Source organism: Paenibacillus sp. FSL H8-0548, assembly GCF_038630985.1.
GTDB lineage: Bacteria > Bacillota > Bacilli > Paenibacillales > Paenibacillaceae > Pristimantibacillus.
The window spans coordinates 2,268,437-2,290,269 of record NZ_CP152049.1 but is presented as its reverse complement, the minus strand read 5'-3'; the positions used below and the strand labels follow the sequence as shown (position 1 = coordinate 2,290,269).

15 protein-coding genes are annotated in these 21,833 nt (G+C 46.1%); 5 read left to right on the top strand and 10 right to left on the bottom strand.

Translation table 11 applies throughout. The features are described from left to right. Window positions 1–45: 45 nt before the first annotated feature. The 9 genes from MHI37_RS09700 to MHI37_RS09660 all read right to left on the bottom strand — a co-directional run bounded on the left by MHI37_RS09700 (window position 46) and on the right by MHI37_RS09660 (window position 13,636). Window positions 46–1,671: a glycosyl hydrolase family 18 protein gene (locus MHI37_RS09700; protein WP_083676353.1), complete on the bottom strand. Its 1,626-nt coding sequence runs from the start codon at window positions 1,669–1,671 to the stop codon at window positions 46–48. A gap of 208 nt (window positions 1,672–1,879) precedes the next feature. Next, complete coding sequence (locus tag MHI37_RS09695) at window positions 1,880–3,475, bottom strand: response regulator (protein ID WP_076337795.1); 1,596 nt, start codon at window positions 3,473–3,475, stop codon at window positions 1,880–1,882. After that, the gene (locus tag MHI37_RS09690; protein ID WP_076337796.1) at window positions 3,450–5,231 is read right to left on the bottom strand and encodes a sensor histidine kinase; all 1,782 of its coding nucleotides are present in this window, start codon (window positions 5,229–5,231) and stop codon (window positions 3,450–3,452) included. The genes MHI37_RS09695 and MHI37_RS09690 overlap by 26 nt, the downstream gene beginning before the upstream one ends. A gap of 122 nt (window positions 5,232–5,353) precedes the next feature. Continuing rightward, a complete protein-coding gene (locus MHI37_RS09685; protein WP_076337797.1) occupies window positions 5,354–6,184 on the bottom strand; it encodes a carbohydrate ABC transporter permease in 831 nt (276 codons plus the stop codon). A 1-nt stretch (window position 6,185) separates the two neighbouring features. After that, window positions 6,186–7,079: a sugar ABC transporter permease gene (locus tag MHI37_RS09680; RefSeq protein ID WP_076337798.1), complete on the bottom strand. Its 894-nt coding sequence runs from the start codon at window positions 7,077–7,079 to the stop codon at window positions 6,186–6,188. 91 nt (window positions 7,080–7,170) lie between these two features. Then, the gene (locus tag MHI37_RS09675) at window positions 7,171–8,523 is read right to left on the bottom strand and encodes an extracellular solute-binding protein (RefSeq protein WP_076337799.1); all 1,353 of its coding nucleotides are present in this window, start codon (window positions 8,521–8,523) and stop codon (window positions 7,171–7,173) included. Between the two features lie 682 nt (window positions 8,524–9,205). Beyond that, window positions 9,206–10,780, bottom strand: coding sequence for a glycoside hydrolase family 43 protein (locus tag MHI37_RS09670; protein ID WP_076337800.1), 1,575 nt, complete (start codon window positions 10,778–10,780; stop codon window positions 9,206–9,208). 30 nt (window positions 10,781–10,810) lie between these two features. Beyond that, a complete protein-coding gene (locus MHI37_RS09665) occupies window positions 10,811–12,001 on the bottom strand; it encodes a glycoside hydrolase family 88 protein (RefSeq protein ID WP_076337801.1) in 1,191 nt (396 codons plus the stop codon). 600 nt (window positions 12,002–12,601) lie between these two features. Continuing rightward, the gene (locus MHI37_RS09660) at window positions 12,602–13,636 is read right to left on the bottom strand and encodes a peptidoglycan-binding domain-containing protein (RefSeq protein ID WP_144023718.1); all 1,035 of its coding nucleotides are present in this window, start codon (window positions 13,634–13,636) and stop codon (window positions 12,602–12,604) included. Between the two features lie 241 nt (window positions 13,637–13,877). Between MHI37_RS09660 and MHI37_RS09655 the strand changes: the two genes are divergently transcribed. Together MHI37_RS09655 and MHI37_RS09650 are read left to right on the top strand one after the other, a co-directional pair. Next, a complete protein-coding gene (locus MHI37_RS09655; protein ID WP_076337802.1) occupies window positions 13,878–14,564 on the top strand; it encodes a response regulator transcription factor in 687 nt (228 codons plus the stop codon). Continuing rightward, complete coding sequence (locus MHI37_RS09650) at window positions 14,561–16,105, top strand: HAMP domain-containing sensor histidine kinase (protein ID WP_076337803.1); 1,545 nt, start codon at window positions 14,561–14,563, stop codon at window positions 16,103–16,105. The genes MHI37_RS09655 and MHI37_RS09650 overlap by 4 nt, the downstream gene beginning before the upstream one ends. 77 nt (window positions 16,106–16,182) lie before the next feature. Here the strand turns inward: MHI37_RS09650 and MHI37_RS09645 are convergent, their stop codons facing one another. After that, complete coding sequence (locus tag MHI37_RS09645; RefSeq protein ID WP_076337804.1) at window positions 16,183–17,424, bottom strand: metallophosphoesterase family protein; 1,242 nt, start codon at window positions 17,422–17,424, stop codon at window positions 16,183–16,185. Window positions 17,425–17,581: 157 nt separating this feature from the next. On the opposite strand from MHI37_RS09645, the gene MHI37_RS09640 reads away from it, so the two are divergent. The 3 genes from MHI37_RS09640 to MHI37_RS09630 are packed head-to-tail and all read left to right on the top strand — an operon-like array spanning window position 17,582 to window position 20,987. Beyond that, window positions 17,582–18,295 carry a polyphosphate polymerase domain-containing protein gene (locus tag MHI37_RS09640; protein ID WP_076337805.1) on the top strand — a complete coding sequence of 238 codons (714 nt, stop codon included), beginning with the start codon at window positions 17,582–17,584 and terminating at the stop codon, window positions 18,293–18,295. Window position 18,296: 1 nt separating this feature from the next. Then, window positions 18,297–19,013, top strand: a complete 717-nt coding sequence (locus MHI37_RS09635; protein ID WP_076337806.1) for a DUF4956 domain-containing protein — start codon at window positions 18,297–18,299, stop codon at window positions 19,011–19,013. 18 nt (window positions 19,014–19,031) lie between these two features. Beyond that, window positions 19,032–20,987 carry a CotH kinase family protein gene (locus MHI37_RS09630; protein WP_076337807.1) on the top strand — a complete coding sequence of 652 codons (1,956 nt, stop codon included), beginning with the start codon at window positions 19,032–19,034 and terminating at the stop codon, window positions 20,985–20,987. Window positions 20,988–21,833 lie beyond the last annotated feature (846 nt).

Here is a 21,833-nt window from a genome sequence, read left to right as displayed (position 1 = left end):
ATCGAGGCTCTTAATTTTCATCCATATGAACATGCACACGCAAGTCTACTTATTATAAGTTGAAATCATCGCCCAATCTTCATCCGTCAGCTGATTGATCTGCCATACTGCCACGCCGCGCAGACCAAGCTCCTTCGCCAATCGCATTTTGGCCTCAATGCTCTTCGTATTCTCATACCAAAGCAAATGTGTACCCCTATCATCCGAAAAGGTAAGTTTATTCAAAAAATACGGAAGCTGCATAACTGAAGTCGTCTCGGAAGCAGCTGCCCGGGTTTCAACTGCTGCAATTGCCGGAGACCGAAAGAACTCTACCGTACCGTCTGCTTTGGTCGTCCATTGATTAGCCTGCTTAGATATTCCTAACAACAGCTTGTTCGCTGGGATATCGGTCAGCGCAGCTCGCACAGAGTCTCCTACCAATGTGAGCGGTGCAGAAGGAAGCCCGCTCGCTTCATGCGTGAATTCATACGCCATCAGCACGACCTGATCAGCCAACTCCCCGATTTGCTTGTAATCATAACCCGCATAATAATAAGCAGGCGGGACAACAACCGTAAGCGACGTTTCACTATTTAGTTCAGCCTTAACCTCACGAATGAGTGCAGTGAACGACTCCTTATGAGACTCGGGTACAAGACCCTCGAAATCGATAGCAACTCTATCAAAACCATATTGTGGATTTGCGAGAACCGTGTTAAGTGATGCAACAAATGCTTTGCGAGCTTCTGCATCCATCACAAATTCTCCAAGCTTTTGGAATGTTGTATTCCCAAAAACCATCAGCGTTTTCGTCGATCCGCTTGCTTCTGCCGCTGCAATGGTCTGCTGCCAGTCGATAGGCAGCGAGAGCACAGCAGATGCCTTCCCAGCACCTAGATACTCCAGCTTTGCCCAGTCGAAAATAATTTCATCAGCAGCTGCAAAGCGCTCCTGCTTCTTGTAAGGACCGCCTGCTGCATAAAATGCAGAAATCTCCAGCGCATGGTCTTTGCTTCGGAAACCAATCATCCGATCAATAATTAAGGCTGCCTCCCGGCGTGTTAAAGACTTCTTCGGTAGAAATAGTCCCTTATCATTTCCTTGCATAATAGCGTCCGCGGATGTCCTAAGCACATAAGGAGCAAGCCGTTGATCTACTTGATCGATATCCCCATACTCCACCTGCTCGCGTGCCTCTAGCCAGCCCGCTTCCAGCCAACGCTTTCGTTCCTCGGCAGTACTTCCCTGCAGCAGCGCATAGGCCGTTAATGCGGCAACTTCCTCACGTTTAATGCTTTGGGTAGGATTAAATTTGCCATCCTTCATCAGCAAATCCAACCATCCAGCGTCATAAGCAGCCTTTATCGTAGAATAAGACCAGCGATCCTTCGACACGTCAGCGATTGCCGATGGTTTCACCTCTGCTGCCGCAGGCTGAACGGATTCTACCAGCAGCTTAACAAACGCCTCTCTAGTAAGCTCAGTACTAGGACGATACGTACCATCTTCATAGCCAGAAACGACGCCAAGAGCAACAAGCCGATAAATAGATTCAGCTCCCCAGTCCGACTCCGGCACATCACGATACAGCTTTAATTGCGCATCATACGCAAATGCCTGCAGTGATGCTCCAAACATAAGCACCGTCACAATTCCAATCATCGTCATCATTTTCGCTCGCAGCTTCAATACGTCCTCTCCCTTTAAAAGTAAATCTAATACTCTATCAAATTATCTGATAGAATCATATACAATTTACCATAAAAAAGCTAATCCTCCTATATGATAGGGGAAAAAGCGAGGTTTTTATTGTAAGAAGTACAGTGTACGTTTCTGAGCATCAGTCATGCTGGTGCTAGTCCGGACGCAAGCTGCCTATACCGCTAATTGAGACGTACTACAAATTCTTTTTCGTTTCCTGCCGGTAATCGTTTGGCAGCTTGCCGTACATTTTTTTGAACATATCACTGAAATGGCGGGCATTATTGTAGCCGACCTTCTCTGCGATCTCGTAGACCATCAAGTCGGTTAAGCTGAGCATGTCTGTGGCATGCTTCATCCGAACCTCGGTTACGTACTGCTTAAAGTTTTGCTTCGTGTGCTTCTTAAAGAAGCTGCTGAAATAATAGGGATTCATAAAAGCCATGCTTGCCATCGATTCGAGCGTAATTTCCTCACTATAATGCTCGTCGATGTATTGCTTGATTCTAGCTAATATCATTTTGTCCTTATTGCCGGAATCATTGTCCATTTCTTTGTACGTCATCTCAAACGTACTAATAATATCGCAGCTCATACGCTCGAAGGTCTCGAAGGAAGCCATCTGCTGCTGCAACTCGCGTTTATCGAGTGCTCGCTCTGAGAGATTCACACCTGATTTCGACAGCTCCTGAATAATAAACGATACTGATGAAAAACAGGTAGAAACAGCCAGCGTACGATCACTATAGGTCTCATTTTTGATCATTTCCAACCATACCGTCAGCGCATTCTGCACCTGGGGCCAACCCTTCGCCGTCATTGCGCGAATAACCCCCCATTGCAGATCGTACAGCTCCTTATCAAAGGAATGAGGCCGTTCAGGCGGCGTATAGCTGAGTACCCGGTTCAAGCCTAAAAAATATTTCATCTCCATCGCATGCTCAGCCTCACGATAAGCAGCCTCCAACTCGATCAGCTCACTTGCGGCATTGCTAAGCGCAATCGAAACCTTTAGCTTAAGGAAGGTTTCGATCTTTTCCTTCAAATCATCCGCTAGAAGCAAAGGCTCTTCTGACTCCACATGACTAACGACGATAACATGCTGGTCCCGTTTCATAAAAACATAGCCGATGCCGGAATCAATAATAACTTCCTGCAGTACATTGCCAATGGCAAACTCAATCAGCTTCTTTTCTTTTTCCGTCCAGCGATCGGTTTCATCCTTTAAGCTTTCTACCGCTACGATCAGTACGGAATAGAACGGACCGCTAAGCTGTGCATCCTTGTCCAACAGTATTTTAGCGCTTGCGGACAAATTGCCGTCCGTCAATTGAATCAACGCTTCCTGCAGCTCCTCATGCCGACTCTTTCGCTCTAGCAGCTGCAGCTTCCCTTTTCTCTTCTGCTCCTCATGATGCTCGCTTATGAGTGAAATCGCTTTGTCCAGCACGCTCTCCAGCTGCTGCTTGACGACTGGCTTTACTAAATAATCGATCGCCCCGAATGCAACCGCATCCCTCGCATAAGAAAACTCCTGATAAGCGCTAATAAAAATGACATGGACGGGCATTGCTCTTTGTTTGATTTCTTTAATAATATCGATGCCCGTTCGATGCGGCATGCTTATATCGCTAATAACAAGCTCGGGAGACAGCTCTTCAATGAGCTGCATCAGCTCAAGTCCATCATAGGCTTGCCCGACAATTTCCATCCCAAACGATTCCCAATCGATCAGCTTGCGCAAACCTTTAATAATGATCGGTTCATCATCTGCTAGTATGATTCGTATCATGCGGCAGCCCCTCCTTCACTGGAAATAGCATTAATACTGACGTTCCGACATGCTTTCGACTGCTTATCGAGATGCCGTAGCCTTCACCACAAACTGATTTAATGCGTTCATGCACATTTTTTACGCCGACATTTTTGGATGGAGCGGCTGCGTCCTCCAGCATCCGATTAAGCCGATCAAGCTCTTCTTTCTCCATCCCTACACCGTCATCATAGACCGTAACAGCAAGCTTATCCTCCATTACCTCAATCCATACTTTAACGGTTCCCTTCCCTTTAGGCCGAAGTCCATGCTGAATCGCGTTTTCCACGATTGGCTGCAGCGACAGCTTTAAGATCGACCATTCCATTTGGATGTCATCCGATATGTCATATTGGAGCTCAAACCTATTCTCAAACCGCACCTCGATAATATAAAAATAATCTTTCAAATGCTCCAGCTCCTGCCCGATCGTCACCCAATCCTCACCGTAATCAATCACATATTTTAATTGATTGGAGAGCGAGAGTATCATATCTGCGACCTCATCGGCATCGCTGTGGACCGCATTCATTCGAATAACCTCAAGCGTATTATATAAATAATGAGGTCGGATTTGGCTTTTCAATGCATTAAGCTCTGTTTGCTTTTGCTTTATCTCGGCTACATAAGCCTCATTAATGAATTCCTTGAGCCGATCTACCATGCGGTTGAAGCCATGGGCTAATCTGCCCATCTCATCATTGCTTTTTACCTCGATCTGAATTTCCAAATTTCCCGATTCGACCTTCGACATCTGCTTGATGAGAGCGCGAATTGGCGCTGCCAGCCGGCGGGAAAACCAAGTGCCCATAATAATAAGCACCAATGTGCTTATTCCGATGGCAATATATACGGCTGTGCTGGTGGTGCCAAGCTGCTTGTAGATTTCTTTGTTTTCAAATTTAACGAGCAATTGCCCTTTAATAACCGGTATTTCCTCGCTGAGAATCAGCTTGCTGTCATCTGTCTCATGATGAAAGGGAGTCTGAATCGCGGCAAGCTCCTTATTGCTGAAATAAGGCCGCTCCTGATCATCGAGCACATACAGCTCATCCTGATCTCCTAAATTAAGCTCCCGCAAAAACTGATCTGCAACCTTGGCATCAACGTCAAAGAACAAGGTGCCTACGATTTTAGGGGTCTTTGTCAATGTACCTGAAGTATCAATCAAGTTTCTGCCGATCGTAATTACTTTATCAACAGAATTAAATATATAATAATCATCGTGTGTTGGATAAATCATAAGCTCGTTCGGTTGATCCTTCATCGTATCAAGCCATTCTTTCAGTGGCAGCTTTTCCGAAATCACTACTTTATTTTCTTTCGTCTGATAATACAGCTTGCTATCCTTCGTTCTCACAAAATAAGCGCTGCTAATATAACGATCGCTGAACATAATCATTTTGAGAAAAGCGTCTATCGGGACTGAATTGATTTGCTCCAGCTCATTGACATTTCGAGTCTGATTATCATCGAAGCTGTTAAGCATCCCTTCATAGCGGCCCGTGTACATGAGCATAGAAATTTCATTATAGTTATTAAACGCTGAATTCAGATTATAGCTAATATACAGCACCATCTGGCGCAAATTATCGGTAGTATAGCGCTGAACATGTCCCGTAAAGGTTTGTACAGAAAAATAGCTGAGTGCAAATAAAGGGATAAGTCCTACTAATATAAAAGAAACCGAAAATTTCACAAAGACGCTATTCCATTTTTGCCGCCAAGTTTTCATCTGAATAATCCTCCCAAGCTGCCACGATCCTTCATCCATCTTATCACAATGCCGAGCGAATACGGGCAAAGCCGGAAACCCCTCAATAGGAATTTCCGGCTTAATCCGAAGCTAATTATGAATTAACCTTTGGTCGCTCCAGAAGAAACGCCTTTAACAAAATATTTCTGCAAGGATAAGAATGCAATCAATACCGGAACGAGCGACATCGTCGTACCCGCAAAAATCATATCCCAGCGCGATGAAAACTCACCCACGTAATAGAATAGCTCAACGATCATCGTTTTCGCTTGGCCTGCTGGAAGCACCATCATCGGCATTAAGAAGTCATTCCAAATGCCTAGACCCTGCAATACAACCATACTTGCCGTTACTGGACCAAGCAATGGGAATACAATTTTCCAGAAAATACCTGTTCTTGAGCAGCCGTCAATTTCTGCAGCCTCCTCAATTTCCCTTGGAATCCCTTTAAGAAAGCTGGTATAAAGCAATACACCAAACCCGATTGAACCGGAAATGTAAACGAGAATTGGACCTGTCAGCGTACCGAACAATCCGATCATTTTCAACTGCTTGAATAGAGGAATCATATAGACCTGGAAAGGAATCATCATCCCGAATAAAAAATAAGTAAAGATACTATTGGTCCACTTAGAGTTTGTCCGCTCAATGGCATACGCAGCCATTGGAATGACTAGAACCATAAATACAATCGATACAAAGGTCAGGATCGCACTGTTAAGCATTGCTGCAGGATATTGCGTCTCCGTCAATAAATACTTGAAGCTGTCAAGGTAGAATCCCTTCGGAAAAGCGATCGCATCCCGCATAATCTCACCATTGCTCTTGAAGGCAGACATGATGTTGAAATAAATAGGAAAGGCGAACACAATTGCAATAACAGTTGTGACAACAAACATGATGATGTCATTAGCCTTTATCGTTTTTTTCATCTTACATCTGCACCTCTCTTTGGCGAAGAAGCTTCATTTGAATAAGCGAGATGACCAAAGTTAACACGAACAGTACCATCGCAAGAGCCGTACCGAAGCCTTGTCTCAGTTCACCAAAGCCGACCTTATAAATAATATAAGTTAATGTTTCTGTCGCAAAGCCGGGACCGCCATCGGTCATCACTGCGATTTGATCAAATATTTTGAGCGAGCCGATCATCGAGAGCATGACACATACCGTCATCGCACCTGCAAGCAGCGGAAACGTAATGCTGCGGAATTTCTGCCAGCTGTTCGCACCGTCGATGCTTGCAGCTTCATTTAGTTCTACCGGAATTCCTTGAAGCCCTGCCAAATAAATGACCATATAGTAACCGGCTGCCTTCCAAACGGTTGAGAGAATAATCGCGATTAGCGCGAAATCAGGATCTCCCAGCCAGTCTGCCTTGAGGAAACCGAGACCTGTCATATCCAACAATTGATTGAGTACACCAAAGTTATAATTCATAATAATCATCCAAATAAAACCCATAATGATACCACTCATTAGTACCGGAAAATAGAAGATACTGCGGAAAAAGTTTTTGAACCAACGTACCTGATCCACTAAGATTGCAAGCAATAGGGCAAGAACATTTTCCAATATGACGAGAGAGAAAGCAAAGATTAATGTATTTTTCAAAGCATTATGAACTCTGGGGCTTTTTATAATTTCTACAAAGTTGTCAAAACCGATAAACCGAACATTGCTGCTTAGCCCGTCCCATGAGGTAAAGCTTAAATATACGCTGCTTAATGTCGGGACGATGACGAAAGCCGTATACAGTAGAAATGCAGGCAATATAAACCATATGGCATAATTTGTCCATTTCTTTTTCTTTAGTTGGGCAATCATGGCTCTCCTACCTCCTAAGATCTTGATAAAAAGAGAACCTCCGCGTAAGCAGAGGCTGCTCTTCTATTGCTGACAAACGTAATGCTGCAAATTACTGTTGGTTTGCTTTCACATTGCTATCGTATTCTGTATCTGCTTTTTTCATATACTCCGTTACGTCGCCTTTAGTCAAAACAAGCTCCTGCAACAGTTTGTAGTACCAGTTGCGGAATTGCGAAGGAATTGCGTTATCGCCAAACCAGTTAGCAAGACCCAAGTACTTTTTAACGGAAGGATCAGCGATTAATCTAAGCACCTCTTCCATTTGCTCGCCTGTTTCATACGTAATTTCAGCTTTAGTTGTCGGAATTCCGTTAACTGTAGCTAGATAAGGACCGTATTGCTCTTGCTCGTAGAAGAATTTAATAAATGCTGACATCGCTTCAACTTTGTCTGCATCTTTAGCTCCTTCAGTGGATAGAGACCAGCCTGCAAGGCTTGGCAATGCATTGATGTTGATTTCACCGCTGCGATCAGGAATAGCGTAGAAACCAAACTCAAAGCTTGGGTCAGCTTCTTCAATTTGCCCGAACATCCAAGGACCGGAGTAAAGCTGAGCTGCTTTGCCGCTGATTAGAATGGAAGCCGTTTGGTTGTCAGCTGTACTGAGCCAGCCTTTATCTACATACTTGCTGAATAGCTCTTTGTAATCTGTAACCGCTTGAACCATGCCAGCATCCGTGAAGCTTGCAGTTTTAGCTGTACGCTTAGAGTTCCAGTCAGCATCCTTCGCATATACTTCGTTAATGAAGAAGAAGTTCGTCCAGAAGCCCATGTGGAAAATATCTTTACCGCCAACTACAATTGGTGAAATGCCTGTTGCAGCGATTTTTTCTTGAATTGCCAAAAACTCATCGTATGTTTTAGGAAGCTCAGTTACGCCTGCATCAGCATAAGCTTTCTTGCTGTAAATGATCCCTTGAGGAGCTGTACCTGTAATTGGCGCGTTATACACTTTTCCTTCGTATTCCGGCAAAAGTGAGAACAGGCTTTTCAGGTCTTCTGGCAGCTCTACAATTTTGCCTGCGTCAACGAATACTTTCGTATCGCGCATTTCGACTAGATCAGGAAATTGGCCTACTGCATCTTTCGTTTTTAGCCAGTCTAAGTAAGAAGAAGAAGTCGTTTCACTGTAGTTTACAATTTTGATATGAGGATTTTTTGCTGTAAAAGCATCAATCGTCGTTTCAATCGCTTTTTTCGTTGAAGGATCGCCTGTTGCATAAGCCATTGTGAAGCTTACATCTTTCTTAGGCGCTTCCGTCGGCGTCTCCGCCGTGTTCGTAGTGCTGTTAGTTGCTCCACCCGTGTTGTTATTATTTCCATTATTTCCGCCGCAAGCGGTCATAATTACTGACAATGCCACCATGATTGAAACTAATTGAATGGATGATTTTTTAGCCATATTCATTTGACCTCCCTTTAATTTCCGCTGTTTAGAGGAAGCTTCGCTTAAGATGTGCGCATCATCTTGTTCAAGTCCGTTTCCTTGTACTAAGATTAACATCAAAATACGACATCTTAAATGAAGTTTTTTAAGGCCGGTATGTCGATTATTTAAGATCATTACGTTTATTCAGGTCCTATATCTAGAATATTACGTATTAGGCGCTGCGCGAGAAGATCGTTCTTACGATCGCGGTTGCAGCCAGATTCTTTGATTTCCTTAGACATTTAAGGTAAGAATATGGCTGCAAAGGCGAACACTTCGTTTCTCCAGAACGATCTTCTCGCTTCGCTAAATCTTCATTTTTTAAGTTCAAGTTATATAGATCTAAAATTTAGATCTATAACCGCGGGATAGCTCAAATTCGTAGAAATAGATCTAGAAACTAGATCTAATGCGCCGCAAGCTCCGCCAAAACCCGCCAGCAGTACACTTTTCCACATAATAGATCTAAAAACTCGATCTAAAACCGCGGGATAGCTCAAATTCGCAGAAATAGATCTAGAAACTAGATCTATTTCGTCGCAAGCCTCGTCAAAACCCGCCAGCCGAAACAAGCTTTGCCTTTAAAGGACGACGGCAGCGGTTTACGCTTAAGTTCAACTAATATAGATCTAGTACTGCTCTTGTCACGTATTAATTAATCGATCTGATAGGAGAAATAATCAAAATCAGCCTGTTTCTTCGTTCCATTAATGTCCTGTGCACATAAGCCGATCATTGTGCCAGTGAAGCCAAGCTTACCGCCATATTCATCCGACAGCACGCCCATATCAAGCACCTCGCCTACAGCCTTCCACTGCTCGCCATCCGGCGAAGCATAGAACTGAAGCGCCCGCTTCCTAACCGTTGCCTTCAAATAATAAGCAGCCCAGTCTTCAACATGAAGCTCACTGGCAAGGTCCTCCTGATATTTACCGCTCATTGAGGACACGACACCCAGCTTAAGGCCATTTTCATCGTCACGAGTCACTCTCAGATAGAAATAATCAAGCTCATCATAATAAAATACAAGTCCAGCCATTTGCATAAAATGTTCCGGCGCGTACTCCATACATGTTTCAACTGTGCAGTTGAAATGCTGTAGTCTGCGAGCAACCATACTTTGCTGATGCCAGGAATGAAGCGATTCCCGGCCTCGGAGACGCAGGAAGCCTGGACGCTCGCTGAGGCTGAGCCATAACTCCTCCGCAGGAGCGCGCAGCGTCTGGTATTGATGCCCAAGCACCGGTGCATCAAATTCATCCTTCACTGGTGTTTCAGGGAAAGGATGCTTTGCTAGATCTGGTGCTGGCACGGTTAGCGCCGGAAGTCTGCCTTCATGCGCCAACCTCAGCCAACCATCCTCAGTCCATACGCAGCGTTGAATCGATGTTTCTCTGCCAAGTGGATTAAGCTTCGTCCCTGCAAAAGGACGACTGCAAATATGCGTCATATACCATTCTCCCGTTTGCGTCTCGATAATCATCCCATGACCTGCATTTTGCAGCGGATAATCAGGAGCGCCTCGCGTCGTCAGAATCGGATAGGAAGGATCTGTCTCGTATGGCCCGTCTAGGCTGCGCGACCTTGCCAAGGTTGCTGCATGATTGATGCCTGTACCGCCCTCAGCAACAAGCAAATAATAATAGCCGCCGCGTTTAAATACCTGCGGACCTTCGGTTACGCCGATATCGGTGCCTTCATATATTTTTTTAATAGGTCCAACGAGCCTTTGTTCCTTCGAATCGTATTGCTGCAGCAAAATGCCGCCAAATCTAGCGTGATGGTCTCGGAAATCCCATTGCATATTAAGGACCCATTTTGTACCATCTGTATCATGGAACAAGTACGGATCAAAGCCGCTGCCATTTAAGTAAATAGGCTCGGACCAAGGTCCGCTCATGCTTTCTGCGGTAACCAAATAATTGTGCAAATCCTTATAAACTCCTTTGCGTCCTTTAACATCGGTAAATAATAAATAATACAAGCCGTTGTCATAGGATAACGCAGGGGCCCAAATCCCCCCGGAGCTCGGGTTGCCGCGCAAATCGAGCTGCGATGTACGTGTCAGCGCGTGAGGCAGAAGCTCCCAATTCGCTAGGTCTTTGGAATGATACAGCTGAACACCGGGAAACCATTCAAACGTTGATGTCGCAATATAATAATCCTCGCCTACGCGCAGGAAGGATGCGTCCGGATTAAAGCCGGGTAAAATCGGATTGTTAATCGTCATGAATAATGCCCCCTATTGTATTCATTGCATTTACCAATAAAGCTTCCAATTGGCAGAGATTCTAACTAAAGCTTCAAAGTAATAATAGTCGCCCCAAATATTGCACTCATCAATACCCATGCCTCGCGGCTTATTATAGACGCCATGCAATAAAATGCCGTTAGATTCCGGCGTATCTGCCGATGTATAACGCTCGCTGAGCGATTTTAAAGTATGAAGTGCTGCGTTCTCGTAAATCCGTTTAGATGGGTCCAGCACGGGCAAATGCTTCGCGAGCTCAAGCAGTCCACATGCGGCTACTGCCCCGGTAGAGGTATCTCGCTCTTGCTCCGTCCCGTCCTGAAAGATGAGATCCCAGTAGGCGACCAGATCATCCGGCAGACGATTCAAATAATAATTGGACACCTTCTTAGTCAGCTCAAGCAAAGCCTCGTCTCCTGTGTAAATATAGCTAAGCGGAAAACCGTAAATGCCCCATGCTTGACCCCGCGCCCAGCAGGAATCGTCGGCATAGCCCTGATGGGTGCTGCCATGCTTCGGCTTGCCAGTCGTAACATCCATATAAAACGTATGATAGGTCGAACCGTCGTCTCGCACAATATATTGCGCAGCCTGCTTAATATGCGCTCCTGCAGCAGCAGCGTATTTCGAGTCTCCGCTTACTTCAGAGGCCCAATAGAGCAGCGGTAAATTCAAGTTGCAATCAATAATCATGCGGCCCTGCTGCTCCGGATCATCAAGCGCTCCCCATGCCTGTACGATGCCCGCTTTCTCAAAGTAACGCTCCATAAGCAGATCAGCTGCCAGCAGCGCGACACGCTTCGCCTCTTCATTACCTGTCAATTTATAGGCAGCTACACAAGATAGACTATAGAGAAAGCCTAGATCATGCGTATCTGTATACAGCCGCTGCTCCGCACGCTCGCGGTAGCTGGCAAGCTGCACCTCTGCTGTAAGGCGATACTTCTCGTCCCCCGTTACTTCGTATGCCAGCCATAGCATGCCTGTCCAAAACCCTGATGTCCATTCTATATTCCCAATAGCAGGGTATACATTTCCCGTGCTTGACGCATCAGGAAATTGCTCCGTAAACCTATCCAGATTTCGGTCGATTTGGTTCAGAACAAATTGAATCGCAGCTTTCACATCCGCTTGCTCCCACTCGGGAGGCTGATTAAACAGTGCTAAATTACGAATCGGTTCTAAATTAACGTTTGACATGATACACTCTCCTTTTCTTACCTGCGCCATGGACCTTTCAGCTTGTTAAAGCTCTCTTACGAACACGATGCTCCAATGATTAGCTATAAAAATCGTTTTTTATTGTAGTTGGATAATAAAGATTTCATCAAATATTAACTATTGTAGCATCCAGAAAAATAAGCCGTATGTAAGTTTCTTTAGAACAAAGTACAGTTATTTTATCTATTTTGAAAAATAGCTGCGATAACGTAATTTTGATATCCCCCTTCACGACGATCGTGCTGCAGTATGCCTTCTTAACATAGAACATATTTTCCTCCGTTATCAAAGCTACATTGTACTTTGTGCAGTGTATTCTTCTTTTGGGCTCCTACTCTTAAGCTACACTGCACTTTGTGCAATCAAAATAGCTAATTAGGCTACTTTGGGCCATTTCGAGGCGGTTTTTATTGCATTTCTGCAACGTAGCTCCTTATTTGAGCTTCCATGTCAGGTTTCTATTGCACTTTCTGCAGGCTGAGTTATGAGTTAATAAGCAGATTCTGTACCTCATGCAAAATAAAGAGGACCTCTTCATGAGAGGTCCTCTTTGTCTATACATGCAAATCCAAGTCGAGCCTATTGCTGGCTGCTGTTAGGACTTTGATTCTCGGAACGATTGCCGCCTTTGCTTTGGTTGCCTGATTGGCCGCCTGGAGCTTGATTTCCGGATTGTCCACCACCTATGCTGCCATTGCCGCCATTACCTTGGTTCCCGCTTTGGCCTCCGCCAATATTTCCACCTTTGCCTTGGTTCCCGCTTTGGCCTCCGCCGATATTTCCGCCTTTGCCTTGGTTCTCTCCTTGGCCTTCACCAAAACCTCTGCCTTTGCCGCGGTTTTCATCTTGGCTTTCACCAAAACCTCTGCCTTTACCTTGCTTTTCACCTTGGCTTTCACCAAAACCTTTTCCTTGGCCGCCACCTGCGCCACCACCAGCTCCGCCGCCTGCGCCATTACCAGCTCCGCCACCAGCTCCGCCGCCTGCACCACCACCAGCTCCGCCGCCTGCGCCACCACCAGCTCCGCCGCCTGCGCCACCACCAGCTCCGCCGCCTGCACCTTCACCTGCACCGCCGCCTGCGCCACCACCAGCTCCGCCGCCTGCGCCACCACCAGCTCCGCCGCCTGCGCCACCACCAGCTCCGCCGCCTGCACCGCCACCAGCTCCGCCGCCTGCACCGCCACCAGCTCCGCCGCCTGCTCCAGCGCCGTTACCGATTCCTTTTGCTTTGATCTTCGCCTTTGCTTGACTGCGGGCCTTCATGGAAGCCTTTAGGTCAGAATATGAATATGAAATCGATTGAAGTGTTTTAGCGTCCACCGCACCGGTTGCCGGTATACCATGCTTTTTCTGATAATATTTCACACCGCGTACAGTGGAAGGACCGTAGTAGCCATCAATTGGCCCCGAATAGCTGCCAAGCGACTTCAGCATTCCTTGAATAACATAAACATCAGGTCCCTTCGCATTTTTACCAATGGCATGTCCCGTATGAGGCATACTAAACATTAAAGTAATAACCAATAACGCTGCGCCTATGTACCTTGCAGCAACCTTACTAAACTTATTACTTTTTTCATTTAACACCCTAAAATCCTTATCCTGTTGCATACAAAATACACCATCCTTTTTTGATTTAAGTTGCCAGCTCCCCACTTACTATCCCCAACTTTTTGATTTCATCCCAAAAAAAATTCAAAAAAAATTTTCCGGTTCGCATACTGCTCCTCCTTAACTATTCGTATTACCGCAATATGACATACTTAAAGTTTGCTGAATTCCCATTTAAACAGATGCATCTTTTGCTAAAAACACCGATAATAGACTGACATAGACCGAAAGGAGACTCAACATGACATCCTTTAAAGGGATTAAAATATTGCTTGTAGACGATGAACCAAATATTGTTCAATTTCTGGAACTAGGCTTAATCAATGAAGGCTTTGATATTCGAGTGGCTTACGATGGAGAAGCTGCCCTTATGGAAGCAGCTGACTTCCAGCCTCATGTTGTCATCTTGGACGTCATGATGCCCGGCATGAACGGATTTGAAGTATGCTCTGCTCTGCGAGCAACAGGCAACAATATCGCTGTCATCATGCTCACGGCCAAAGACGAGATTGAAGATCGGGTCAAAGGCTTAACGCTTGGCGCAGACGACTATTTGGTAAAGCCCTTTAGCTTCAGCGAGCTGCTTGCACGAATTGGCGCTAGACTTCGCAACCAGTTCCCTAATTTGCTTGGCGAGGTTTCCTATGGTCCCTTCCGGCTGGATGATCGACGCAAAGAGCTTATTTACATGGATCAGGTGCTCGAGCTCTCGCCAACCGAATATGAGCTATTGCGGTACATCATTATGAATAACGGCGTCGTACTGAGCAAATCGCTTATTTTGGACAAGGTGTGGGGCTATAACTTTGGCGGGGAGGAAAACATCGTGGAGGTATATATCCGCTCTCTTCGAGATAAATTAAATGACAAAGAACATAGATTAATTCGAACACTAAGAGGGTCGGGCTATCGGATGGACTTGCCATGAGCAGGCTGCGCTTAGGTGCTCTTATTCGGCTAATTGCTCCTCGTTCGCTGCGCTATCAGCTGTTAAATCGTTCTTTGCTCATTTTAGCTGTTTTATTAATGCTCATCGGTGTGCTTCAGTACGTCATTATGAAGGATTTTGTTTTTCAAAATAAAGCCGAAGCCTTAAACGCACAAATAATGTCTATGCCAATGGAATGGTTTACAGGCATTGCAAACCCCGAGATGGACAATAATCGTCCTGAGCTTAACGACCCGAGCGCTCCTTCGCCTGCCGATCGGCCGCAAAGAGATCATCGGGATTCGTCTTTTTTTTACCAGCCAGGCTTGTCTATTCTTATTATTGATGAAGCCGGTGCGATCACCGATATTTCGAAAAATACCGAGTCCAGCGCACCTCTTCTATCTACTGAACAGTACGCAAGTATTCTAGATCAACTGCAAAAGCATAAACAAATCGACTATCAAATTATGAATAATGCACAAGGCACTGAGCAGCTTGTCGTATACCGGCTTGCTGGTCCACCAGGCACTGCCCAGGCTCTCATCCAAGTAGGAACAGAAACGGAATCGCTGAAGCAGCAGCTCATAACACAGCTCGCAATTTTTGCTGCACTATCCGCTCTAGCGCTTGCTGCTGGACTTGCACTCTATTTGCCGCTGCTGCGCCGTACACTCAGACCGCTGTCACGCGTCGTATTAGCCGCTCAGCAAACGGACGTAGGCAGCTTAACGAAACGTATCCCAGCCAGTCAAGGACAAGAGGAGATCGATCGCTTGTCGGATGCTTTTAATGGAATGCTTGAGCGATTAGATTCATCCTTCGAGGCAGAGCGCAAAACAACCGAGAAAATGCGCCGTTTCGTTGCCGATGCCTCGCATGAGCTTCGAACGCCGCTTACTTCCATTCATGGGTTTTTGGAGGTATTGCTGCGCGGGGCGGCTGCAAATCCTGAGCAGCTTAACCGCGCATTAAACAGCATGCAGCTGGAATCGATGCGTATAAACAAGCTGGTAGAGGATCTGCTTTCCCTAGCGAAGCTTGATCAGGATCCACAGCTTCAGCTAACAGAAACGCGTTTGGAAGAGCTGCTGCTAGAGATGGAGCCGCAATTGCAGCTGCTTGCCGGCAACCGCAGCGTGAGGCTTGCCATTGCAGCTCCTGTGACCGGTCTGTTCCATGCGGACAAACTGAAACAGGTGCTGCTCAATTTATTTCTCAATGCGGTGCAGCATACCGATGCCGAAGCAGGAGAAATCCGTATATCGCTTGCTAAGCAGGAAGGACAAGCTGTTCTGAGCATTTCCGATAATGGCTCCGGTATCGAGTCCGAGCATCTGCCGTACTTGTTCGAGCGGTTCTACCGCAGCGAGTCCTCCCGAACCCGCAAAAATGGAGGCGCAGGCCTCGGACTAGCGATTTCGAAATCAATTGTAGATGCGCACAAAGGGATTATTGACGTCCATAGCGAGCCCGGCGAAGGAACAACCTTTCAAATCTCACTTCCAATTCAACCTTCTCTGAAACTAGCCAACGATTAAACAAAAAAAGCAGCCATAAACCATCTCGCTAAGGATGATTATGCCTGCTTTTTCATATTGCATACTTTTCAAGGCTACTAGTGCTGCAAAACAAATTCATCCAGCTTCTTCCCATCGACATCGTAAGCCTGATAGGTCATCGTATTGCCTGCAACCGTAATGCCTGCAAACATTTGTTTCCCATTTTGAAAATGGACCTTGTGATAGAACTGGTCATCCTTCTTCTCATTAAACTTCTGTCCCGACGTATTCGTCACGACATAGACCGTACCTTCACGGTTTTGAACAGGAGATTCACCGTCCCCAACAATTTCACCAGAGCGCAGCGGGTAAGAGCGCGAATATTCATGGTTATGTCCTTGCAGCACCAAATCAACCTCGAATTCATCAAATACGTCTATCCATTTTTTCACCTTTTTGTTCGTATTTCCTCCGTAAGGACCTTCATGAACGGCTACTACCTTCCAAGGCTTATCCGTGCTTTCCAGATCAGCTTCAAGCCACTTTGTTTGCTCTTTAATGTTGGACTCCGTATTTAGAAACACAAAATGAACCGTGCCGTAATCAAATGAATAATTGGTACCTGTAATGGAGCCTTCTGCACCATTCTCAGGCAGATTGAAGTGGGCAGCGAAGCGCTCTGCTTGTCCATCCACCTCATCATGGTTGCCCGTAACAGGCATAAACGGAACCTGTGTGATCCATTTGCTAGCTTTGGCGAATAAATGCGTCCAAGCCTGCTCATCCGACGGCTCCTCTGTTAAATCACCATTGTGAACAATAAACGCTGAATCTGGAAATGCGCCAAATGCTTTATCAAGCGTGTTGCCCCATAGCTCAAAATCCTGCTCCGTTACCCCTTGCGAGTCTGTAACATTAATAAAGCTGAACGTATCGGTATCCGCTGCCTCTGTCTTAAAGATTGCCGAAGCACTCCATCCCTTCTCCTCTCCACTGCCCACTCGGTAGCTATACGTCATTCCAGGCTCCAGCCCGGTTGCCTCGACTTTGTGAACGGCCTGCTTCTTTCCTTCTTCTATTTCAATCGTAGTTGTCGTGCCTGTAAAGGTCATCGTATTCGTGTCATCGTCCCAGCTCTTCCCCGTCTCTTCTTCCATAACCTGAACGACCGCCGCCTCCTCCAAATGGATACTATGCCAAGTGAAAGCACGGCTTGTCTTGGGATCGCTTTTAAACGTAGTTACAATCGCTTGGGGACCCTTCAGCTTCTCTGACTTCAACCATTCCGCACCGACTACTCCCGCGATTAACAATATGCAGCATACGAGCACTATTAGTAAGTCTTTACGCAATCTCATGCTTGTCACGCTCCTTTCCCTTCATAATAGCTTAACAAAAAATCGTATTCAGTACATTCAGCAATCTTTCAGCCAGCCTTAAGTTAAGAATAAGTAAATGCCAGTAGAATAAATTCAGTAAGCAACAAGGGGCGCTGAACTAGAAAAGAGGTGTGAAATGAACAACAAACTAAATTATCGCAACGAGCTGAAGTTTTATATTAATTTCCATCAATACTTCATTATACGCCAGAGACTGAAGGACCTGATGGAGCAGGACAAGCATGTTGGTCCAACGGGCGAGTATCATATTCGAAGCTTATATTTTGATGATATTAACAACAAAGCACTTCATGAGAAGCTGGGCGGCGTTCGAGATCGGGTCAAATATCGCATTCGTATTTATAACGGCCAAGATCATGTCATTCACTTTGAGAAAAAAATAAAATTCAAAGACTATATTGCCAAAGTGAAAGAGCCGCTTACTAGAGAAATGTATGACAAGCTGCTTGCTGGCGATTATGACGTGCTCTTAAAACCTAACACACCGCTGCTAAATGAAATTCATAATGAAATGAAGCACAATTTGCTGCGGCCGAAGGTTATCGTCGATTATGTCCGCGAGCCTTATACTTGCGAAAATGGAAATGTACGCATTACCTTCGACAAAGAGCTCCGAACCGGATTACATGCGGTTGATATTTTTGACAAAGCGTTGAAGCCTGTCCGTGCTCTCGATAATGATCTGATCATTTTGGAGGTCAAATACGACGAATACATTCCTGCTTATATCAAAATAGCGCTGCAGCTGGAAGGGCTGCATCGACAATCCGCTTCAAAATATGTGATTTGCCGAAAGCATCTGAAATTCAACACTTGGGAGGATTATTAAAATGGAAACCACAACGACCGCTGCCGCGACGACGGAGACGACGACAAGCTTTACCGATCTTTTGAAAAATTCGGTGACGGAGAACTTCACTTCAGACATAAGCATTTCGAAAATATTGATTACGCTAGGTGTCGCTTTTCTACTGGGTATGTTTATCTACTTACTTTACAAACGGATATTTAGCGGTGTGCTCTACTCCAAAAGCTTTAACGTATCCCTCATTGGGATGACGATGATTACTGCAGTAGTTATTATTGCCATTAATTCCAACCTCGTACTCTCACTCGGTATGGTCGGCGCATTGTCCATCGTACGGTTCAGAACACCGATTAAGGACCCAACTGATCTCATCTTCTTATTTTGGGCAGCAGTCGCAGGTATCGTTACCGGTGCTGGATTCTATACACTTGCCGTTATCGGCTCTGTTGTAGTAGGACTTATTCTTTTCTTCTTCGTTAAAGGCGGCTCTGTGGAGTCACCCTACCTGCTTGTCGTGAACTGCGACAACGATGCTTCCGAGCAGCTTGTTCACAAGCATATTGGGACACTCGTAAAACGTTACAACGTGAAGCAAAAAACAGTAACACAGGGCAATATTGAAATGACGCTTGAGGTTCGTCTGCGTGACGAAACGGGACGCTTTGTGAATCAATTGACAGAGCTTGCCGGTGTGCGCAATGCAGTACTCATTAGCTACAGTGGAGATTATGTATCTTAATACGCAGGAGGTGCTCAAATGAAAGCAAAGCCAAATACAATTTTGCTTTGCTTTTGCTCCATTCTCCTGATCATCGGATTGACAGGATGTTCCATAGGCGGCACATCCTTCGGCCTTGCAGGCTCGGGTAAAACCACGAGCGCAGGCGAGAAATCAGCGAATGAGCAAAAGCTCGATGAAACGGTTTTTCCCAAGGATAAAATTGTTGATGTCAAAATAACGATCGACGAAGGCGAATTCCAGGATATGCTGGACAACGCCAGCGCCGAGGAGCTCAAAGAAGCTTCAGTCGAATACAACGGTCAAAAATTTGATCATATCGGTATTCGCACGAAAGGCAACCTTAGCTTGAACAGTGTCGTCAATATGACCGATTCGGATCGGTACAGCTTGAAAATTTCTTTTGATGAATATGTAAATCAGACACTTCAAGGCATTAGCAAAATTAATTTGAATAATAATTACAGCGATGCCTCCTACATGCGTGAGTTTCTATCGTATGAGCTGGCAGAGCAAATGGGCCTTCCAACGCCAAAATATTCCTATGTCAACGTTTATATCAATGATAAGCTCTGGGGCTTTTATTTGGCAGTTGAACAAATTGGCGATGCTTATCTAGAGCGTAATTTTGGCAATGCTTACGGTGCGCTGTATAAAGCAAATGGCGGCAACGGCAGCGAGCTGAATTGGCTTGAAACGATTGATGCCTATACCGGACTTGATTTGAAATCCGAGAAATCGAACGATGATATTTTGCTCACGATGCTCGATGAGCTGAACAACGGCACCGATTACGAGAGCGTGCTAGATGTGGAAGAAGCGTTGAAATTCATCGCTCTAAATGCGGTGGCAGGCAACTTTGACAGCTATCTCTCCGAGAAGAAGCATAACTATTATATTTATGAGAACGATGGTATTTTCAACATTTTGCCATGGGATTATAATATGTCCTTTGGCGGCTTTGGCGGATCAAGCGTGCTCATAGACGAGCCTACGACGGGCACATTAGCTGATCGGCCATTGATTGACAAGCTTCTCAAGGTAGATGCATACAAAGAAAAGTATCATGAAATCGTTACTGAAATGCTCGAAGGTTATTTGGCTGGAGAAACATTTCAAGCTCGTGTAGCTGAAATTCAAACGATGATTTCGCCTTATGTTAAGGCTGATCCCTCCTCCTTCTATACCTACGAGCAGTATGAGCAGGGTATAACGCAGGTCGTTTCGTTTAATTCGCAGCAAACGAGCAGCATCGCTCAGCAGCTTGCCGGTACGATTCCTTCCTCCGGCGATGGATCAGGCAGCGGAAGCAGCGGCTTCGGCGGCGGTGGTATGGGCGGTATGGGAGGCGGCGGGCGGCAGATGGGCGGCAATCGTCAAAATACTCAGCAGAGCACCGGACAAACGAACGCTCCTGGTACAGCTGCTACTCCATCCTCAGCGCAATCAAGTGATTCGCCAGCTATTGAAACCATAGCGCAAGTAGGAACTGAAACAGCCATACCTGAACAAGGGACACAGGTTGATGCTGGAACTGCCGCTCCTAATGGGCAAGCTCCCCAAGGCCAGGCTGGCACTACTGCACCTAACGGGCAAGCTCCTCAAGGCGAGGCTGGCACTACTGCACCTAACGGGCAAGTTCCTCAAGGCGAGGCTGGCATGACGCCACCTGACGGGCAATTCCCTCAAGGCGAGGCTGGCATGACGCCACCTGACGGGCAATTCCCTCAAGGCGAGGCTGGCATGGCTCCACCTGACGGGCAGATGCCCGGCATGCAAGGCGGATTTGGCGGCCAGCGGCCAGATGGGCAAGGCGGTATGGGCGGAGGCATGGGAGGCGGCTTCGGCGGTCCGGGTACGCAGCAGGCGCAGGCTCAAGGAAGCCCTGAGGAAGCTGCGGCAACCGGCATCGCTTTAATTGTTCTACTGCTTTCCTGCGCATTCATTGTCTTCTACAAACGCAAACGATTGTAGGCTTGTCTAATGAATATCCATCTCCATAACGATTGGACTTATTCCAAAATAACTATACCCAGCACTTCTCCAAACAACCTATCATCTACTTATTTTGACGAAGACTGCCTAATGATCACTACGATGTGACGGGTGGTTAGCACTCAACCAGCCGCTATCCTGCACTTTCGCAGGATAGCGGCTGGTTTTTTTGAGCTCCGCATGTCTATGTTGCACCGCTGCACTATAGACAGCCTAACAGGTGCCTCTTGAGCCGAAATTAGTCCATTCTGATGCATAGGTGCAGGATAGGCAGCTCAGAGAGGCTAAAAAGAGCGAAGTTACTGCAAATGTGCAGGATAGCCTGCGTGCGGAGGAAGCGGCGTTCGTGCTCGGAGTTAAAGTTGCGACTATTCTAGAACTAATCCTCCAACAGTTCTCCAAAGGGCTCTCCAACTAACCAACTACGATGCTATCCTGCACTTTCGCAGGATAGCGGCTGGTTTTTTCGAGCTCCACATGTCTATGTTGCACCGCTGCACTATAGACAGCATAACAAGTGCCTCTTGAGCCGAAATTAGTCCATTCTAATGCATAGGTGCAGGATAGGCAGCTCAGAGAGGCTAAAAAGAGCGAAGTTACTGCAAATGTGCAGGATAGCCTGCGTGCGGAGGAAGCGGGGCTTGTGCTCGGAGTGAACGTACGACAATGCTTGACTAACCCTCCAACTGGCTCTCAAACAGTTCTCCAAAGGGCTCTCCAACTAACCAACTACGGTGCTATCCTGCACTTTTGCAGGATAGCACCCTGTTTTTCGAGCTCCCGCTTGTCTATGTTGCACCGCTGCACTATAGACAGCCTAACAGG

Excerpts from the sequence above, each read along its gene's own strand:
- MHI37_RS09695 (WP_076337795.1), bottom strand. The coding sequence starts at position 3,475 with ATGATACGAATCATACTAGCAGATGATGAACCGATCATTATTAAAGGT.
- MHI37_RS09690 (WP_076337796.1), bottom strand. The coding sequence starts at position 5,231 with ATGAAAACTTGGCGGCAAAAATGGAATAGCGTCTTTGTGAAATTTTCG.
- MHI37_RS09685 (WP_076337797.1), bottom strand. The coding sequence starts at position 6,184 with ATGAAAAAAACGATAAAGGCTAATGACATCATCATGTTTGTTGTCACA.
- MHI37_RS09680 (WP_076337798.1), bottom strand. The coding sequence starts at position 7,079 with ATGATTGCCCAACTAAAGAAAAAGAAATGGACAAATTATGCCATATGG.
- MHI37_RS09675 (WP_076337799.1), bottom strand. The coding sequence starts at position 8,523 with ATGGCTAAAAAATCATCCATTCAATTAGTTTCAATCATGGTGGCATTG.
- MHI37_RS09670 (WP_076337800.1), bottom strand. The coding sequence starts at position 10,780 with ATGACGATTAACAATCCGATTTTACCCGGCTTTAATCCGGACGCATCC.
- MHI37_RS09665 (WP_076337801.1), bottom strand. The coding sequence starts at position 12,001 with ATGTCAAACGTTAATTTAGAACCGATTCGTAATTTAGCACTGTTTAAT.
- MHI37_RS09660 (WP_144023718.1), bottom strand. The coding sequence starts at position 13,636 with ATGCAACAGGATAAGGATTTTAGGGTGTTAAATGAAAAAAGTAATAAG.
- MHI37_RS09655 (WP_076337802.1), top strand. The coding sequence starts at position 13,878 with ATGACATCCTTTAAAGGGATTAAAATATTGCTTGTAGACGATGAACCA.
- MHI37_RS09650 (WP_076337803.1), top strand. The coding sequence starts at position 14,561 with ATGAGCAGGCTGCGCTTAGGTGCTCTTATTCGGCTAATTGCTCCTCGT.
- MHI37_RS09645 (WP_076337804.1), bottom strand. The coding sequence starts at position 17,424 with ATGAGATTGCGTAAAGACTTACTAATAGTGCTCGTATGCTGCATATTG.
- MHI37_RS09640 (WP_076337805.1), top strand. The coding sequence starts at position 17,582 with ATGAACAACAAACTAAATTATCGCAACGAGCTGAAGTTTTATATTAAT.
- MHI37_RS09635 (WP_076337806.1), top strand. The coding sequence starts at position 18,297 with ATGGAAACCACAACGACCGCTGCCGCGACGACGGAGACGACGACAAGC.
- MHI37_RS09630 (WP_076337807.1), top strand. The coding sequence starts at position 19,032 with ATGAAAGCAAAGCCAAATACAATTTTGCTTTGCTTTTGCTCCATTCTC.